This window comes from Methylocystis silviterrae, from assembly GCF_013350005.1.
In the GTDB taxonomy this organism is placed as follows: Bacteria; Pseudomonadota; Alphaproteobacteria; order Rhizobiales; family Beijerinckiaceae; genus Methylocystis; species Methylocystis silviterrae.
Map to the genome: position 1 here is coordinate 119,070 of NZ_JABVWW010000002.1, position 15,516 is coordinate 134,585.

Sequence of the window (15,516 nt, forward strand, 5' to 3'; positions counted from 1 at the left end):
CGACCCGATACACTATCCGCCGGGTCGGTCAAAGCCCCCGATCGGCTGAAAAGCCCTTGAGTTCAGGCTGGAACGTCAGGGGAGAAGTCCGCCGGCGCCAGCTCGAAGCCGGCGAATTCAAAGCCCGGCGCGACCGTGCACCCGACGAGGGTCCATTCGCTCGCCCCCCGGCCGAGGCTTTTCGCCGACTGCCACACGCCCGCGGGGACGACGGCTTGCGGCCGCTCCCCCGCCGCGAGTTCGGCGCCCAGGCGCAAGACTTCGGTCGGGGCGCCCTGCGCCGCGATCTTAAGCTCCAGCGCCGCGCCCGCGTAAAAGTGCCAGACTTCGGCGGCGTCGACCCGATGCCAGTGGGAGACCCCGCCGCCAGGGAGCAGATAGTAGATCGCCGTCGAGGCGGCGCGGGGGCCGCCGATCGACCGGGGATCGCGAAAATTCTCGCGAAAGAAGCCACCTTCGGGATGGGGCGAGAGGTCGAGAAGCCGCACGACCTCCTGCGTCGAGAGCCCGTTGGTCATGCGGCGAAGCTGTTCTTGCGCTCGCGCATCGCCGCGAACACGGCGAAAGGATCGGCGCCCTTCATGCCCATCGCGGCCTTCACGCTCGGGTCCTCGACCCGCAGAAACGGGTTGGTGGCGTTTTCGAGCGCGATGGTCGTCGGCAGCGTGAATTTTCCGTCCTTGCGCAGCTCGGCGACCGTTTGCGCCCGTTCGCGCAGCACCGGATTGTCGGGATCGACAGTGAGCGCGAATTTGGCGTTAGCCTGCGTATATTCGTGTCCGCAATACACCTGTGTTTCGCCGGGCAGATTGGCGAGCGTTTCGAGCGTGAGGCGCATCATGTCCATGGTGCCCTCGAAAACGCGGCCGCAGCCGAGCGAGAACAGCGTGTCGCCAACAAACACAATTTCATCGTCGCCGAAATAATAGGCGATGTGTCCAAGCGTATGGCCGGGCGTTTCAATGACGCGCGCGCGCGCCTCGCCGACTTCCACGATATCGCCTTCCGAAACCGCGCGATCGAGCGGCGGCAGCCGATGCGCGTCCTTGGCCGCGCCGATCACCTTCATGTGCGGAAAGCGCGCCTTGAGCGTCTGCGTTCCCTGAACGTGATCGGCGTGGTGATGGGTCAGCAGCAAATGCGTCAGCGGCCAGCCGCGTCGCTCGGCCTCTTTGGCGATCGCTTCGCCGTCGGGCGCGTCGACGCTCGCGGTCGCGCCGAGCTCCGGCTCATGAGCGAGCAAGCCGAAATTATCGTTGAGGCAGATGAACTGCGCGACTTCCAATGCCATCGGGCTTGTCTCCTCGGGCGGTCCCTATCATAAACGCGCTTCGCCAAAAAACGCGACTGCAACGTGCGAATGATTGCAGCGTCTTGCGCCATTGCTCGATTGCGCCGATGATCCGCGCCATGCTCGACGTTGTCGAATTGCGCGCGTTTTACGATACGGCGCTGGGCGGGGTCGCCCGACGCCTTGTGTCGCGGCTGGTGCGCGCGCGCTGGCAGGACCACGCCGGCCTGCGCGTGCTCGGCCTTGGCTACGCGACCCCTTATCTCGACGGTTTTCGCGAGAAAGCGCAGCGGGTTCTTGCATTTATGCCGGCCACCCAGGGCGTCGTCCATTGGCCGCTCGACGGGCGCTCCGCCTCCGCTCTGGTCGAGCCGTCGATGACGCCGCTGCCCGACGCCAGCATGGATCGCATCCTGATCGTGCATGCGCTCGAGACCGACGAACACCCGCATGATCTACTCGAAGAGGTCTGGCGCATTCTTGCGCCGGGCGGCCGGGTGCTGATCGTCGCGCCGAGCCGCACGGGGCTTTGGGCGCGCGTCGACACGACGCCCTTTGGACAGGGCCACCCCTATTCGCGCGGCCAGCTGCAGCAATTGTTGCAGGCGGCGCAGTTTCTGCCGCTCTATTGGGACGAGGCGCTTTATGTGCCGCCGTTCCAGCGTGCTTCGCTGCTGCGCTCCGCGCCGGCCTTCGAGCGAATCGCCGGCCGCTTTTCGCTGCCCGGCGGCGGCGTGCATATCGTGGAGGCGACGAAGCAGCTCTATCGCCCGGTTATGCGCCGCGCCGTGCGTCGCCTGCCGATCGAACTTGAGCCGGCGATGGAGCCCGCCGGCGCCGAGGCGGGGCTGGAAGGAATAAGTTAGAGCGTTGCACCAAAACGCCGAGCCATCGCGCGCGACGATGCGATGGGCGACAATTGCGATCGGCGGCAATATCGTCTTCACGCGCCGATGGCGCCCGCCCCATAACTTCGCGCGTCAACGTCGGCGAAGTTCGACGGCGACGCCGAACGACTGCGCCAGGAACAGGGCGCCATGGATCAATCCGGTTTCGTCGATTCCATGGCCAAGCCGCGCCGAGAGGTGCCATTGGGTCGGCACGCCGGAGTCGGCAAGCGCATTGGCGGACATGAGCAGCGCCTCGACCGGGATCATTTCGTCTTCTTCGCCGTGAGCCAAAAGGACGGCCGGCGGTTTCTCATAGGCCAGCGGCGCTTCGTCCGCCTGCGCCGGCCCGAGCACATAGACTCCCGAATAGCCGAGAATCGCGCGCGGCGCGCGCTTGCGGCGCAGTCCCGTATGCAGCGCCATCATCGTGCCCTGGCTGAATCCGACCAGCGCCAGCGCGCGATCGTCGAACCCGCGCTTGGCGAGTTCGTCGTCCAGAAAGGCGTCGAGCGTCGGACGCGCCGCGACGCAGCCGCGCCAGCGCTCTTCGGGATCGCGCATGGTGAGCGGAAACCATTGTCGTCCGGTCGGCGATGCGGCGCATCGCTCAGGCGCATGCGGCGCGACGAAATCGGCGTCGGGAAGGAAGGCGCGCCATTGGCGGCCGATCTCGATGAGATCGGCGCCGTCGGCGCCGTAGCCGTGAAGAAAAACGACGAGCTGCTTTGGCTTGCCGGAACGCGCCTGCACTCTCGGACCATCAATCGCCGCCATGAACCTGCGCCCTTCCGTCGCATAGATGCGTGGCGAGGTTTATGCGCGAAGCGCGGCGCCGGCGCAACGGCGCGCGAAACTATAATGTCTTGACGAAAAATGAGACGATCTTGAACGCATAGATGCAAGCGGCGGCCAGCGTGCTGTGCTTGACCATGGTCATGGCGAGATAAATGTGATCAGGCCTCATGAAAACCCTCATAGTCGCGCGCAAACGCTGCGCGCCGGCGATCGCATCAGGAGCGATCCATTCAGTGGGACGGTTGCTTTGCAGAGCGTCGCGCGGCTTGCGTCTCGAACAGGTTCCCGCAAGAGCCGCGCCATGCGCCGTCGGTTCGATTGCGTCCGTTCGCCGCAGGCGATGTAATGACGTCGAACCCTTCGCCGGCACCTACACTTCGACGACGCGCCTGGTCAAGCGAAGCGCGCTGAGATTCCTGGGTTTGCGACAATGTGTCACCTGGAACGGCAATCGTGACAACGCGCCGGCGCTGCTGGCGATTTTCCCAAGACGCACGAAATAGCAATGATGGACGTCACCGATCAGCAACGTGATGAAAGGCTGACCCTATGGCCAAGTTTCTCATCATTGCAGGGCTCGTCATGGTCGGGTTCGGCCTTCTGTGGATGGTCGGCGAGAGATTCGGCCTCGGGCGCCTGCCAGGCGATATCGTCGTCGAGCGTGGCAATTTTAAATTCTATTTCCCGCTCGCCACGTCGCTCATTTTAAGCGTCGTCATCAGTCTGCTCATGTGGCTGTTCAGTCGATGAGCCTTTTGACAATGCTGACGCGGTCGTCTCCTAATGCCGCCGAAAAGGAGGCGCCGGTGCCGCAGTCGTTCAAAAGTTTGTCCGTCCCGCAAATGGCCGCTCTGTTCTGCCTCGGCTCGGTCGCCGTGACGTGGCTCGGCGTTTTTCTTTTCAATCGGCTCGCGCATCGGTGGATTCACGGGCGTCGCAACGCCAATGAAATGATCGGGCTGACGTTGGCCGCCTTTTCGACGCTTTACGGAATTTTGCTGGGATTGCTCGCAGTCGAAGCCTATCAGGATTTTTCTACCGTACAGGACATCCTCTCTAAGGAGGCGTTGACGATCGCCACGCTTCACCGAGATTTCGACGGCTTCCCGCAGCCGACGCGGGGCGCGCTTCAGGACAATCTGCGCAACTATGCGCGCGAGGCGATCGACGCTATCCATCCGCCGCCCAATGTTCCTCAGGACCCCCATTCGCGTTCGCCTGGATTGACGGCGCTCTTCGCGCAGGTGATGGGTTTTCAGGCCAAGCTGAAAAGCGAGGAAATCGTTCAGACCGAGACGTTCAGTCGCCTGAACACGCTTGTCGAGCATCGCCGCTATCTCATCGCCGCCGGCGCGAACGGCATTCCCAAGGAGCTGTGGCTGGTGGTCTGCCTCGGCGGCTTTTTGTTGCTTGGCCTGATATGCATCTTTGACATGGAGTTCCATGTCCATCTGATCCTGAGCGGCGCGATGGCGCTGTTTCTCGGCTCGGTGATCTTTCTGATCGCCGCGATGGACAATCCATTTAACGGCGGCATGACGGTCGATTCAGGGCCGCTTGAAGCGGTGCTGGCGACCTTCCCGGAGGCGCGCTGAGACCGCTCATCAATCGCTGCGCTTTTTTTCGAACCGCCATTCGTCCGCCAGCCGAGCGGCGGATGGGGCTTTGGAAGCCAAACGCAACAAGGCCGAAGAAGACGACAGAGCGCCCTGGTGGCGCAAGCGATTCGTGGCGCGGCGACGGTGATCTGATTCGGCGGCGTCGACGTTCCGCCGAATTCGCCGCAGCTCCATACGCCTCGACTGTTGGCCAGGGCGATTTACTGAAATCGGAAAGCCGCTTGAATAAATTGGAATTATTTGATTCGAATGAGGCTTCTCTGATATGGAGAGCCTGCCATAAAGCTGAGAACGGTCTTGCAGAACGTGCCCGATCCTCGCGGCAAGCAGGGGCAGGACTAACGCAGACCGCCTCGCTGTGATCATACACTCGGCGAATGCGTCAGGCCGGTTGGTTTCCGGAGTTCGTCTAGATTCCCCCGGCGGGCAACTTTACGAGGGGGTGAAGCTAGCGGATACTATACGCACCGCAAAAATCGCGACTGTTGTCCAGAACGGCGCAAGCTGTGCGTCAGCCTGCTTCGTGGCGTTCGCCGCTGGCGCTGAGAAATATGTCAGCTATCAGGCTTCGGTGGGCGTGCATGGCGCATCAGACCGCTCTTTCCCTTTGGCGATAACCCGATCTGGTTCAAGCTCCTGATCGTCTCCATCCGCCTTTATTTCCTCGGTCACTCCATGCGCAGCGAACGCTTTTACAAGATCGGAAGTTTCGTGCGCTCGTTGGGGATCATCGCATTACTTCTATCGGGGTTCGCCTTTCTTTTTTCGCTTACCTCCTTTTGACGCCGAGTGGCATGAACAATCCGGCCAACAACCCGATCAAGGCTCCTGTCGGCCCTGTGACGAAGGCAGATGTCATCGCGATCTCAAGATCCTTATCGTGCAGGTTGCCAGAGAAAAGCGAGACGAGGGCTGCTCCAAGGGCTGCTCCAGCGGCATACCCGGCCAGCAGGCCCAACATGGCGAAGATGACTCTACGCATTCTTGCTTTCTCCTCTGGCCTGCGTTCGATGGACGTCTCCAGCTATTAGATGAGCGCCGGCACGCGAGGGCGGCCGCAAAATCAGAATTGGGTTGCTGGTCATCATTCCGCCCGCCGACATGATCGTGTATCGCGCCGCGCGATCTGGGTTCGATCGCGAGCGTCGATTTACCCTGAGTTTCCGCTTTTAGCTTACCGAGCGCTTACCAGAAGGCGTGGCTTGTCAACTTGCTGGATTTTTCTGACTATAAGTTATTGATTGCATTGGCGGTCCCGAAGGGATTCGAACCCCTGACCTTCGGTTTAGGAAACCGCTGCTCTATCCTGCTGAGCTACGGGACCGTGCGAGCTTCTTTAGCACGGCGCGCGCTTTAAAAAAATTCCGTGCGTGCGCCGGCCGGCATTACTCCTCAGGAAATATTCCGCGCCACTTCCTCGAGCTGCGTAATGCATGCGCTCCAGCCATCGTAGAAGCCCAATTCTTCATGGCGTCGGCGTTCGGCGGCGTCCTTGTGCATGACGCGCGCAACGTAGCGCGTGCCGGAGCCCTCGTCGGCCATGGTCAGAATTGCCGTAAATGCGAGCCAGGGCGAGGCGGGACGCCAGCCGCCGACCAGCATCGAGGTGAAGACGATGCGCTCCTGTGGCGTGACGTCAAGGAAGCAGCCGGGATTGTCGCTTTCTCCGCCATCCGGCCCGCTCATGAACGTGTGGAAGCCGCCGCCGGGACGAAAGTCGAAGGCGCGAACCTCGGTTTTCCAGGGCCGCGGGCACCACCATTCCTTGAGGAGGGCCGGGTCGGTCCAAGCCTTCCAGACGCGCGCGCGAGGGGCGGCCACGAAGCGGGAAATTTCAAGATCCAGTTTTTGATCGCCCATCCTTAATCCTCGCTTTTCTCCAGGAACGCGTCCAAACGATCGAAGCGCGCCTCCCAATGCGCGCGTTGCCGCGCGAGCCACGCCTGCGCGGCGTCGAATCTTTTTGGCTGGATGCGGCAGGTGCGCACGCGCCCCGTCTTTCGGCTCGTCACAAGCCCGCTCCGCTCCAGAGTCTGCAGATGCTGCATCACCGCTGGAAGCGACATGTTGAGCGGCCCGGCCAATTCGCTGACATTCGCCGGCCCGCGCGCAAGGCGCTCGACCATGGCGCGTCGCGTCGGATCGGCGAGCGCCGAGAACATGCGATCGAGGCTCTCAGAACGCTTAGGCATGTGCTTAAGTATCATCGCGCAGCGTAAGCGGCGACAGAAACTTCACAAACCGCTTAAGTGTTGGACGGACGCATTCCTGCGCTGTATCAGCCGCCGCGCGCCATGAGGCGCTTTTCCCACTCCAGAGCTTGGCGAACGATCTCGTCGAGATTGTCATGCTGCGGCGTCCAACCGAGCGTCCGGCGGATTCTTTCGTTCGCCGCGACGATCGCGGCAGGGTCGCCTGGCCGGCGCGGGGCGATTTCGACGTCGAAATCGACGCCCGAAACCCGCTTCACCGATTCGATCACCTCGAGCACGGAAAAGCCGCGCTCATAGCCGCAATTGGCGGTGAGATTGGCGCCGCCGTCGCGCAGATAGCGCAAGGCGTCGAGATGGGCGCGCGAGAGATCGGTGACCTGGATATAGTCGCGCACGCATGTGCCGTCCGGCGTCGGGTAATCGTCGCCGAAGACCTGCAGCTTCGGGCGCAGGCCGAGCGCCGCCTGCACGGCGACCTTGATGAGATGCGTGGCCTCGGGCGTCGATTCCCCCGAACGCCCCTTCGGATCCGCGCCGGCGACGTTGAAATAGCGTAGAGCGACATAGGCAAGGCCGTGCGCGCGCGCCGTATCCTCCAACATCCACTCGACCATGAGCTTCGATCGCCCATAGGGCGAAACCGGCTTCAACGGCTCGTCCTCGCTGACCGGATTTTGCAGCGGGTCGCCGTAGACCGCGGCGGTCGAAGAAAAAATGAAGCGCTTGACGCGACGCGCCACCGACGTCGCGAGCAGGGTGCGCGCTTTCGCCGTATTGTTGAGATAATAGCCGAGAGGATCGGCGACGGAGTCAGGAACGACAAGCTTTGCGGCGAAGTGAATGATCTCATCGACGCCATGGCGCTCGATCAGATCGGCGACGAGATCCGCGTCGCCAAAATCGCCGACCACGAGCGGCGTCCCCTCTGGAACCGACCAGCGGAAGCCGGTCGAGAGATCGTCGAGCACGACGGGCGGACCTTCGCCGGCGTCGAGCAGTTCGAGAACCGTATGACTGCCGATATAGCCGGCGCCGCCCGTAACCAGAACCGTCATGCCACAACCTTCCTCTCGCATCTTCGACTGATGTTAACGCCGCAGTCCTGACGCCTCATGTCTTTTGCGCCGTTCGCGTCTCGAACTCTACGATCCAGCCAAATCGTGCTAAACGGCCCGGTTTCAAGAAGCCTTCCCTCGTTCACGCGGCGAGTCGCTTCCGGAACAATTCGCCGCTATCACCGCTTCGCCGTCTCACCTCTCAATGGGCCCATCCATGAGCAAACGCATTCGCAAGGCTGTTTTCCCCGTCGCCGGTCTCGGCACGCGCTTTCTGCCCGCCACCAAGGCCGTGCCGAAGGAGATGCTGACCGTCGTCGACCGCCCGGTCGTGCAGCATGTCGTGGACGAAGCGCGAGAAGCCGGAATAGAGCATTTCATTTTCGTCACCGGGCGCGGCAAGGGGGCCATCGAAGATCACTTCGACATGGCCTATGAGCTTGAGGACACGCTGCGCCGCCGCAACAAGACCAAGGAATATGAAGCGCTGATGTCGGACCTGCCGGCCGCGGGCGCGACGAGCTTCACCCGCCAGCAGGCGCCGCTTGGCCTCGGCCACGCCGTATGGTGCGCGCGCGACATCGTCGGCGACGAGCCCTTCGCGGTGCTCCTGCCCGACATGATCACGCTTCCCGCGCGAGGCAAAAGCGCGCGCTGTCTCGCAGAAGCGGTCGCGGCTTACGAAACACATGGCGGCAATATCATCGCGGTCGAGGAAGTGAAGCCGGAAGAGACGCATCAATACGGCATTGTGGCGCGCGGCAAGGATTACGGGGCGACGTTCGAAATCACCGGCATGGTCGAGAAGCCGCCGCAGGGGACGGCGCCGAGCAATTTCATCATTTCCGGTCGCTATATTCTGGAGCCGGAAATTTTCGGGCTGCTCGAAAAGCATGAACAAGGCGCTGGCGGCGAAATCCAGCTCACCGACGCCATGATCCATCTTGCGAAGACGCGGCCCTTCCACGCCGTACGCTTCGACGGACGCACCCATGACACGGGCTCGAAGCTTGGCTTTCTCGTGGCCAATGTGGCTTTTGGCCTGGCGCGGCCGGACGTCGCGGAGGGCCTGCGCGCCGAGCTGAAGAAGATGCTCGATTAGAGTGTATATCCAAAAAAAGACAGTGGTTTGTGGGCGTCTTGAGCGAACGGCGGCTTTTGTCTGCGTGCGGTCCCTCGTTTGACGCCGGCGCGCCAGTCATTAAACCTTCAAACGATTCTTAAGATCGGCGCGTGGCCGCGCGTGGTTGAAAGCAAGCAAGGGATTGAACACTGATGCCGCAACAAGGCGCCGCGCGCAGAATCGTCATTACCGGAATGGGCGCGGTGTCGGCCGCCGGCGTTGGCGCGACGCCGCTGTGGCGCGCGGCGCGTGACGGCGCGTCTTGCGTGCGCCCGCTGAGATCGGAGCGCCCCTATGTGGGGCGAATTAAGATCGCTGCGCAGGTCCCGGATTTCAATCCGGCGGCGCATATCGAAGCCGAACTGCTTCCCTACTGCGATCCCTTCACCCAATTTTCCATCGTCGCGGCCGACGAGGCGCTGGCGCAGGCGGGGTTTGAGCGCAAGGCGGTCGGCGGGCCGCGCACCGCGGTCATCATTGGCACCGGCATCGGCGGCGCCACGACCATCGATAACAACGCCTATCTTGAATATAAGCTCGACGGCCGTCCGGATACGCTGACCGTGCCGCGCCTGATACCGAGCGCCGCGCCGACGACTCTCGGCATGCGCTACGGCGCCAAGGGACCGACCTTCGCGCTCGCCTCCGCCTGTTCCTCGGCGGCGCAGGCCATCGGCGAAGCCTTTGAAATGCTGCGCGCCGGCCGCGCCGACCGGGCCATCGCCGGCGGGGCGGAAGCCTGCGTGATCAACGGTTCGATTCGTTCGTGGGAGGCGCTGCGCGTTCTCACGCCGGATCTCTGCCGCCCGTTCTCGCAAAAGCGCAACGGCATGACGCTTGGCGAAGGCGCCGCCGTCGTCATCCTGGAAACGCTGGAAGGCGCGCTGGCGCGCGGCGCGACACCGCTCTGCGAACTCGCCGGCTATGGCACGACGAGCGACGCTTTCGATCCGCTGCGCGCCGATGTCGAAGGCCCGTCGCGCTGCATGCGGCTTGCGCTCGAAAGCGCCGGACTGAATCCAGAAGACGTCGATTATCTCAACGCCCATGGCACCGCGACCTACGCCAATGACATCACCGAGTCGCAGGCGATGCGCGCCGTCTTCGGCGACACGCCGCCGCCGGTTTCGTCAACGAAACCCGTGCACGGCCATGCGCTCGGCGCGAGCGGCGGGCTGGAGCTCGTCGTGACGATTTCCGCGCTGCGCGATCAGATCGCGCCGCCGACGATCAATTTTCTTGAGCCAGACCCCAAATGCGCGGTCGACGCCATCCCCAATGTCGCGCGCGAAATGCCGATTCGCGTCGCGCTCTCGAATTCTTTCGCCTTTGGCGGCATCAACGCCACGCTCGCCGTGCGGGCGATGACTTGATCGGATAGGGCCCTAGAATTGCAGTAGTTTCGCAAGAAGGGCGGTCGACCGCGATGACAGGGAACGACGAGGAGGGCAGGGGCGGCGCCCCAAAAGGGGCGGATTTTAGCCCGAAGTCTAACGGCGAGCCGAAGAAGAAGGCGGCGCTTGCCGCCGCCTTGCGCGCCAATCTTGCCCGTCGCAAGGCGCGCGAACGCGCGCTGCGGAACCAGGCGCCAGCGAAAAACGGCGGGAACTCGAAAACCCACAGCGAGGGGTGATGGATAAGATCAAGATCGTCGGCGGGACCAGGCTGAATGGCGTGATTCCGATCTCCGGCGCGAAGAACGCCGCCTTGCCGCTGATGATCGCATCGCTCCTGACGCGCGAAACCGTGACGCTCGCCAATATGCCGCTCCTCGCGGACGTGATGCTTCTCGAGCGCATCCTTGGCAATCATGGCGTGGATTACGCCATTGCCGGCAAGCGCACCGGCGAGTCCGTCGACGCCGGCCGCACCGTTCATCTCACCGCGCGCGAAATCGTCGACACCACCGCGCCCTATGATCTCGTCTCGCGCATGCGCGCCAGCTTCTGGGTGCTCGCGCCGCTCGTCGCGCGTTGCGGAGAGGCGCGCGTGTCGCTGCCGGGCGGCTGCGCCATCGGCACGCGGCCCGTCGATCTGCTGCTCATGGCGCTGGAGAAGCTCGGCGCCAAACTCGACATCGAAAATGGTTACGTCGTCGCCTCGGCGAAGAACGGTCTGGTCGGCGCCGAGATCGACTTTCCCAAAGTCACGGTCGGCGGCACGCATACGGCGCTGATGGCGGCGTCGCTCGCGCGCGGAACCACCGTGCTGCGCAACGCCGCGCGCGAACCCGAAGTCGTCGATCTTGCCGACTGCCTCATAAAAATGGGCGCGCGCATCAAGGGCGCCGGCCAGTCGACGATCGAGATCGAGGGCGTGGGTTCGCTTTTCGGAGCCAGACATGCGGTCATGCCTGATCGCATTGAGGCTGGCACCTACGCCATGGCGGTGGCGATGACGGGGGGCGACGTTCTGCTCGCCGGCGCGCGCGCCGATCTTCTGCAGGCGGGGCTCGACGCCCTCGTGCAGGCCGGCGCCAGCATCACCGAGACGAATGAAGGACTGCGGGTGACGCGTAACGGCGCGGGCATTTCGCCGGTCAATGTCGCGACGGCGCCGTTCCCGGCTTTCCCGACCGATCTGCAGGCGCAGTTCATGGCGCTGATGACGCGCGCCAAGGGCGTTTCGCGCATCACCGAGACGATTTTCGAGAACCGCTTCATGCATGTGCAGGAGCTCGCGCGGCTTGGCGCCCGTATCAAGCTCGAAGGCGATACTGCGATCGTGACGGGAGCGGATCACCTCGATGGCGCGCCGGTGATGGCGACAGATCTGCGCGCTTCCGTCTCGCTCGTTATTGCGGCGCTCGCCGCGCGCGGCGAGACGACGATCAACCGCGTCTATCATCTCGATCGCGGTTTCGAGCGTCTGGAGAAGAAACTGCGCGGCTGCGGCGCCGAAATCGAGCGCATCAGCGCGACGGGTTGAGCGAGGCGTAGCAATTCGTTCGGGGCCTTCGAACTCAATCGATTCTCTTGAATCGAGGTTGCTCAGTCCGGCAGCGACCGTGTACGCGATGTTCCGGAGAACATCGTGGCGATCCACTGAGTTGACGGAAACTGCGCGCAGAGGGTGAGAAAAGCGATCGCCAGCGGGACCCCGATGAAGGCTCCTGGAAGGCCCCACAGAAAAGTCCACAGAACGACCGCAAATGTCACGACGGATGGTGAAATCGCCAACGCTGAACCCGAAAGCAGCGGCTCGAGATAGCTGCCAATGACAAATTGCATCACAGCGAGAGTCACGAACACGAACATCGCGGTTTGCCAGGATTCGAATTGAACAAGAGCAAACAACGCCGGTAAAACGGTAACGATTAACGCCCCGATATACGGTAGATAGTTAAGCGCGAAGGCCAGGATTCCCCAGGCGGCCGCAAGCTCAAGTCCCAGGAGCAGAGCAAAACCGCCGACCGCGACGCCCGTAACGACGCTCGCAATTGTGCGCACAATCATATATTTGCGGAATTTCCGCGCGATCGACTGGCTGGCCATCAACAAACGACGACTTGTTTCTTGGTCTTTCAACGTCGCGATATGATTTTGAAAATCTTCTGTTTCGACAAGGCCCATGACCAAGAAGATGAAGACCAGAAGAGAGAAGCCAACAAGAACGTTGATCCTTGTCGCGACTGCTCGCAGAAAGCCTATCAACCAAGCAGCATCGAAATTTTCCGTCACATGCGACATCACGAATATGTCGTGATCCTCCAGCCACTTCGTGGAGTTGCGGAATGTCGTTCCAATCTTCACGAGATTGTGACGTATCCAGTCCGCGATTTCGCCGGCGCCCCAGACGATCATCGACGTCAGCGCGACAACGACGCCAAGCGTCACGACAATGGTGATCAGGAGCGCCAAAGCTTTTGGCATTCTGGACGCGAGGGCTTTCTGCAGCGGCCATATCAGCGCGAAGATGAATATCGCAAAGATCACCGGCTCGAACACAACCTGAGCCATGGAAGACGCTGCAAGCACAACGAACGCTATGACGAGCCCGGCCATAATGCTCACGACTTTGTTGTCCATGGCGCACCGGTCAATGTTCAATCGCTAATTGGCGATCAATCTAGCGCTGCAACTGAGAACCATCTACTTCGATTCACGCATTTGGCGATTTTGCGCCTGCATGGGTTGAAACGACGGTTTCCCGGATATGTCCGTTCACTCGATCACAACCTTCACCGTGCGCGACGCGACCGGGGCGAGCGCCAGCCGCGCCTGAATGCGATGTCGGCCGGGCGTCATCGGCCAGAACACCGTCTCGTTCGCCTGCGCCGTGGCGAAAGGCTCGCCGTCGATCGTCCAGACGATCTGCGCATCTGCGCCTGTTGGCGCGAGCTTCAATGCGAGTCGGTTGAAGCGCTCCGGCTGCTCCGGGTTTCGCCAGATATGCGTGTTGTGCTCCGGCGTCGCGATCACGAGCGGCGTGGCGACTGTCGCCTGAGAGTCCGGCGCGGACGCCATGCTCTCGCCTTGAGCAGGACTCCTCTCATAGGTCTCGGCCTCTCGCCGTTCCGCCGGCTTCACCCATTCGCGCAACGTCTGCGCGCAGTCGGCGCCGCCGTCGGCGCGACAGAGATCGATGGCGATGCGTCCCGGCGGCGGCGCAAAAACTTCCGGCGCGATGTCTCCGGGCTTGGCGTCATGCAGCTTCGCCAGCACGGCGTGGGCGATCCGCGCCGCCGATGAAACGCCCGTCATCGAACGCATTGGGCCAGCATCGCCGCGCCCGAGCCACACGCCGACGATGAATTTATGCGAAAAGGCGATCGTCCAGGCGTCGCGATAGGCTTGCGACGTGCCGGTCTTCACGGCGACCGCGAACGGATATTCGAGCGCCCCGTAGCGTGGAAAAGAGGGAAGCCGCGCCTGCGGGTCGGAGAGCATCGAGGCGATCAGCCGCGCGCTGTCGACTGACAATACGCGCCGCGCCGGACGTCGCGCGTCGTCGCGGGTGAACGCAAGTTCGCGCATGATCCCGTCGTCGGCGAGCGCGGCATAGGCGCGCATCACGTCTTCAAGCCGCGCCGGCAAGGCGCCGATCGCCATCGAAATTCCGAAACTCTCCGCCGGCGTTTCGAGATCGTGCAGGCCGAGGTCGCGAAGGAAGTTGAAATTCGCCTCAAGCCCGACGCGCCGCAGCAGATTTGTCGCCGGCACGTTGCGCGAATTGGCGAGCGCCTGACGCGGCGTCAGCGGTCCAAGATAGAGCCCGTCGGCGTTCGATACGCCCGAGGCGCCTTCGGGAATGTCGTTTAAGAGGTCTGTGGTCTTGAGAACGCCGCGCTCGAACGCCAGCGCATAGATAAAGGGTTTTAGCGTCGAGCCGGGCGAACGCCGCACGCGAGTGAAATCGAATGCGCCTGCCTGCGGATCATTATAATCCGATGAGCCGACGTCGGCGATGACGGCGTTGGTTCCTCGCTCAATGACCATCACCGCGACCTGCCGTGCGCCGCGGCGGCGGAAGTTCGAAAGATAGCGGCGGGCGAGCCGCAGCACGTCCTGTTCGACCGCCAAATCGATCGTCGCATTGATGCGTCGGTCGCCCTCCGCGGCGGGCCGCGCCAAGCCCTCGCGCGCGAGCGTTTCATAGCGCAGCGCCAGATGCAGCGTCTCGGGACGACGCTTGGCGTCGAGCGGCCGCATATGATCGAGCTCGGCGCGCGCCAGCGCCGCCTGCGCGGCGTCGAGCGCGCCTTCCTTTTCGAGCCGGGCGATCGCATGCCGCGCGCGCGCCGTCGCCAGTGTCAGACCGCTCTCGCGAGAGATGTTCATCCGGCCCGGCGATTGCGGAATGGCGGCGAGCAGCGCCGCCTGCGCCCAGGAGAGGTCTTCGACAGGCTTGTCGAAATAAAAGCGCGCGGCATGGGCGACGCCATGGCCGTTCAATCCGTAAGGGGCGAGGCGCAGATAATGCGCCAGCGTCGCCTCATGTCCATTGCGCGCGACGATGGCGAGCGCCGTCGCCGCCTGCATCAGCTTTTCGGCGAATGAGCGCGGCCGCTCGCCTTGCATGCGCGCGACCTGCATCGCGATCGTCGAGGCGCCTTCGCGTCTGCCGCGCGTCGTCAGATTGCGCCATGCGGCGCGCAGCAGCGCGCGGACGTCAACGCCGGGATGATCATAAAAGCGGCGGTCTTCGAGAGCGAGCGTCGCGCGCGCCATGCGCTGCGGAATTGAGGCGAGCGGCCAATAGCCGTAATCGACGCGCGGGGTTTTGGTCGCAGGATCGCGCGTCTTCTCGCCGATCTGCGTGAGAAAGGCGCCGTTGCGATCGTAGACGATGGCGCTGGCGCGCGGAGAAATAAGCGCGGCGCGCGACAGCGCCTCATGCGAGAGCCAGGCGGCTCCTGCGATGAACGCTGCAGTGAGAGCGAGAAAAATTCCGCGCGCGAACCCTCTCCCGCACGCGGGAGAGGGTGGCCCCGCGAAGCGGGGTCGGGTGAGGGTGAACCAAGCGACCCTCATCCGTCATGCTCCGCATGACACCTTCTCCCGCGAGCGGGAGAAGGGGCGCGTCGGCGC

At 63.0% G+C, this 15,516-nt stretch carries 15 protein-coding genes and 1 tRNA gene; 6 read left to right on the forward strand and 10 right to left on the reverse strand.

The annotated features are described in order from the left end of the window. Window positions 1-62: 62 nt before the first annotated feature. The gene (locus HUN39_RS02460) at window positions 63-518 is read right to left on the reverse strand and encodes a cupin domain-containing protein (protein WP_175092932.1); all 456 of its coding nucleotides are present in this window, start codon (window positions 516-518) and stop codon (window positions 63-65) included. Next, window positions 515-1,291, reverse strand: a complete 777-nt coding sequence (gene gloB / locus HUN39_RS02465) for a hydroxyacylglutathione hydrolase (RefSeq protein ID WP_175092933.1) — start codon at window positions 1,289-1,291, stop codon at window positions 515-517. The genes HUN39_RS02460 and gloB overlap by 4 nt, the downstream gene beginning before the upstream one ends. A gap of 107 nt (window positions 1,292-1,398) precedes the next feature. Between gloB and HUN39_RS02470 the strand changes: the two genes are divergently transcribed. Then, complete coding sequence (locus HUN39_RS02470) at window positions 1,399-2,157, forward strand: class I SAM-dependent methyltransferase (protein WP_175092934.1); 759 nt, start codon at window positions 1,399-1,401, stop codon at window positions 2,155-2,157. Window positions 2,158-2,271: 114 nt separating this feature from the next. On the opposite strand, the gene HUN39_RS02475 is transcribed toward HUN39_RS02470, so the two are convergent. Continuing rightward, a complete protein-coding gene (locus HUN39_RS02475; RefSeq protein ID WP_175092935.1) occupies window positions 2,272-2,955 on the reverse strand; it encodes an alpha/beta hydrolase in 684 nt (227 codons plus the stop codon). Between the two features lie 570 nt (window positions 2,956-3,525). Between HUN39_RS02475 and HUN39_RS02480 the strand changes: the two genes are divergently transcribed. Further along, on the forward strand, window positions 3,526-3,726 hold the full coding sequence (locus HUN39_RS02480; protein ID WP_175092936.1) for a DUF2905 domain-containing protein: 201 nt from the start codon (window positions 3,526-3,528) through the stop codon (window positions 3,724-3,726). Beyond that, window positions 3,723-4,571, forward strand: coding sequence for a bestrophin-like domain (locus tag HUN39_RS02485; RefSeq protein ID WP_232365861.1), 849 nt, complete (start codon window positions 3,723-3,725; stop codon window positions 4,569-4,571). Before HUN39_RS02480 ends, HUN39_RS02485 begins: the two co-directional genes overlap by 4 nt. Before the next feature lie 793 nt (window positions 4,572-5,364). On the opposite strand, the gene HUN39_RS02495 is transcribed toward HUN39_RS02485, so the two are convergent. The 5 genes from HUN39_RS02495 to galE all read right to left on the reverse strand — a co-directional run bounded on the left by HUN39_RS02495 (window position 5,365) and on the right by galE (window position 7,863). Next, the gene (locus tag HUN39_RS02495) at window positions 5,365-5,577 is read right to left on the reverse strand and encodes a hypothetical protein (protein ID WP_175092938.1); all 213 of its coding nucleotides are present in this window, start codon (window positions 5,575-5,577) and stop codon (window positions 5,365-5,367) included. 265 nt (window positions 5,578-5,842) lie between these two features. Further along, window positions 5,843-5,919: transfer RNA gene (locus tag HUN39_RS02500), tRNA-Arg, on the reverse strand. A 68-nt stretch (window positions 5,920-5,987) separates the two neighbouring features. Then, window positions 5,988-6,455 carry an SRPBCC family protein gene (locus HUN39_RS02505; protein ID WP_175092939.1) on the reverse strand — a complete coding sequence of 156 codons (468 nt, stop codon included), beginning with the start codon at window positions 6,453-6,455 and terminating at the stop codon, window positions 5,988-5,990. A 2-nt stretch (window positions 6,456-6,457) separates the two neighbouring features. After that, window positions 6,458-6,787: an ArsR/SmtB family transcription factor gene (locus HUN39_RS02510; RefSeq protein ID WP_175092940.1), complete on the reverse strand. Its 330-nt coding sequence runs from the start codon at window positions 6,785-6,787 to the stop codon at window positions 6,458-6,460. 86 nt (window positions 6,788-6,873) lie between these two features. Then, the gene (gene galE, locus HUN39_RS02515; protein ID WP_175092941.1) at window positions 6,874-7,863 is read right to left on the reverse strand and encodes a UDP-glucose 4-epimerase GalE; all 990 of its coding nucleotides are present in this window, start codon (window positions 7,861-7,863) and stop codon (window positions 6,874-6,876) included. Between the two features lie 217 nt (window positions 7,864-8,080). On the opposite strand from galE, the gene HUN39_RS02520 reads away from it, so the two are divergent. The 3 genes from HUN39_RS02520 to murA all read left to right on the forward strand — a co-directional run bounded on the left by HUN39_RS02520 (window position 8,081) and on the right by murA (window position 11,914). Next, on the forward strand, window positions 8,081-8,965 hold the full coding sequence (locus HUN39_RS02520) for a UTP--glucose-1-phosphate uridylyltransferase (protein ID WP_175092942.1): 885 nt from the start codon (window positions 8,081-8,083) through the stop codon (window positions 8,963-8,965). A 173-nt stretch (window positions 8,966-9,138) separates the two neighbouring features. Beyond that, window positions 9,139-10,359, forward strand: coding sequence for a beta-ketoacyl-[acyl-carrier-protein] synthase family protein (locus HUN39_RS02525; protein WP_175092943.1), 1,221 nt, complete (start codon window positions 9,139-9,141; stop codon window positions 10,357-10,359). A gap of 259 nt (window positions 10,360-10,618) precedes the next feature. Then, on the forward strand, window positions 10,619-11,914 hold the full coding sequence (gene murA / locus HUN39_RS02530) for a UDP-N-acetylglucosamine 1-carboxyvinyltransferase (RefSeq protein ID WP_175092944.1): 1,296 nt from the start codon (window positions 10,619-10,621) through the stop codon (window positions 11,912-11,914). 62 nt (window positions 11,915-11,976) lie between these two features. Here murA and HUN39_RS02535 read toward each other — a convergent pair whose 3' ends face one another. Together HUN39_RS02535 and HUN39_RS02540 are read right to left on the reverse strand one after the other, a co-directional pair. Next, on the reverse strand, window positions 11,977-13,014 hold the full coding sequence (locus HUN39_RS02535; RefSeq protein WP_175092945.1) for an AI-2E family transporter: 1,038 nt from the start codon (window positions 13,012-13,014) through the stop codon (window positions 11,977-11,979). A gap of 135 nt (window positions 13,015-13,149) precedes the next feature. Further along, on the reverse strand, window positions 13,150-15,459 hold the full coding sequence (locus tag HUN39_RS02540) for a transglycosylase domain-containing protein (RefSeq protein WP_175092946.1): 2,310 nt from the start codon (window positions 15,457-15,459) through the stop codon (window positions 13,150-13,152). Between the last annotated feature and the right edge of the window lie 57 nt (window positions 15,460-15,516).

Coding starts and splice junctions, on each gene's coding strand:
- HUN39_RS02470 (WP_175092934.1), top strand. CDS start 1,399: ATGATCCGCGCCATGCTCGACGTTGTCGAATTGCGCGCGTTTTACGAT.
- HUN39_RS02525 (WP_175092943.1), top strand. CDS start 9,139: ATGCCGCAACAAGGCGCCGCGCGCAGAATCGTCATTACCGGAATGGGC.
- HUN39_RS02485 (WP_232365861.1), top strand. CDS start 3,723: ATGAGCCTTTTGACAATGCTGACGCGGTCGTCTCCTAATGCCGCCGAA.
- HUN39_RS02475 (WP_175092935.1), bottom strand. CDS start 2,955: ATGGCGGCGATTGATGGTCCGAGAGTGCAGGCGCGTTCCGGCAAGCCA.
- HUN39_RS02495 (WP_175092938.1), bottom strand. CDS start 5,577: ATGCGTAGAGTCATCTTCGCCATGTTGGGCCTGCTGGCCGGGTATGCC.
- HUN39_RS02510 (WP_175092940.1), bottom strand. CDS start 6,787: ATGCCTAAGCGTTCTGAGAGCCTCGATCGCATGTTCTCGGCGCTCGCC.
- HUN39_RS02505 (WP_175092939.1), bottom strand. CDS start 6,455: ATGGGCGATCAAAAACTGGATCTTGAAATTTCCCGCTTCGTGGCCGCC.
- gloB (WP_175092933.1), bottom strand. CDS start 1,291: ATGGCATTGGAAGTCGCGCAGTTCATCTGCCTCAACGATAATTTCGGC.
- HUN39_RS02520 (WP_175092942.1), top strand. CDS start 8,081: ATGAGCAAACGCATTCGCAAGGCTGTTTTCCCCGTCGCCGGTCTCGGC.
- HUN39_RS02460 (WP_175092932.1), bottom strand. CDS start 518: ATGACCAACGGGCTCTCGACGCAGGAGGTCGTGCGGCTTCTCGACCTC.
- HUN39_RS02535 (WP_175092945.1), bottom strand. CDS start 13,014: ATGGACAACAAAGTCGTGAGCATTATGGCCGGGCTCGTCATAGCGTTC.
- murA (WP_175092944.1), top strand. CDS start 10,619: ATGGATAAGATCAAGATCGTCGGCGGGACCAGGCTGAATGGCGTGATT.
- HUN39_RS02540 (WP_175092946.1), bottom strand. CDS start 15,459: ATGAGGGTCGCTTGGTTCACCCTCACCCGACCCCGCTTCGCGGGGCCA.
- HUN39_RS02480 (WP_175092936.1), top strand. CDS start 3,526: ATGGCCAAGTTTCTCATCATTGCAGGGCTCGTCATGGTCGGGTTCGGC.
- galE (WP_175092941.1), bottom strand. CDS start 7,863: ATGACGGTTCTGGTTACGGGCGGCGCCGGCTATATCGGCAGTCATACG.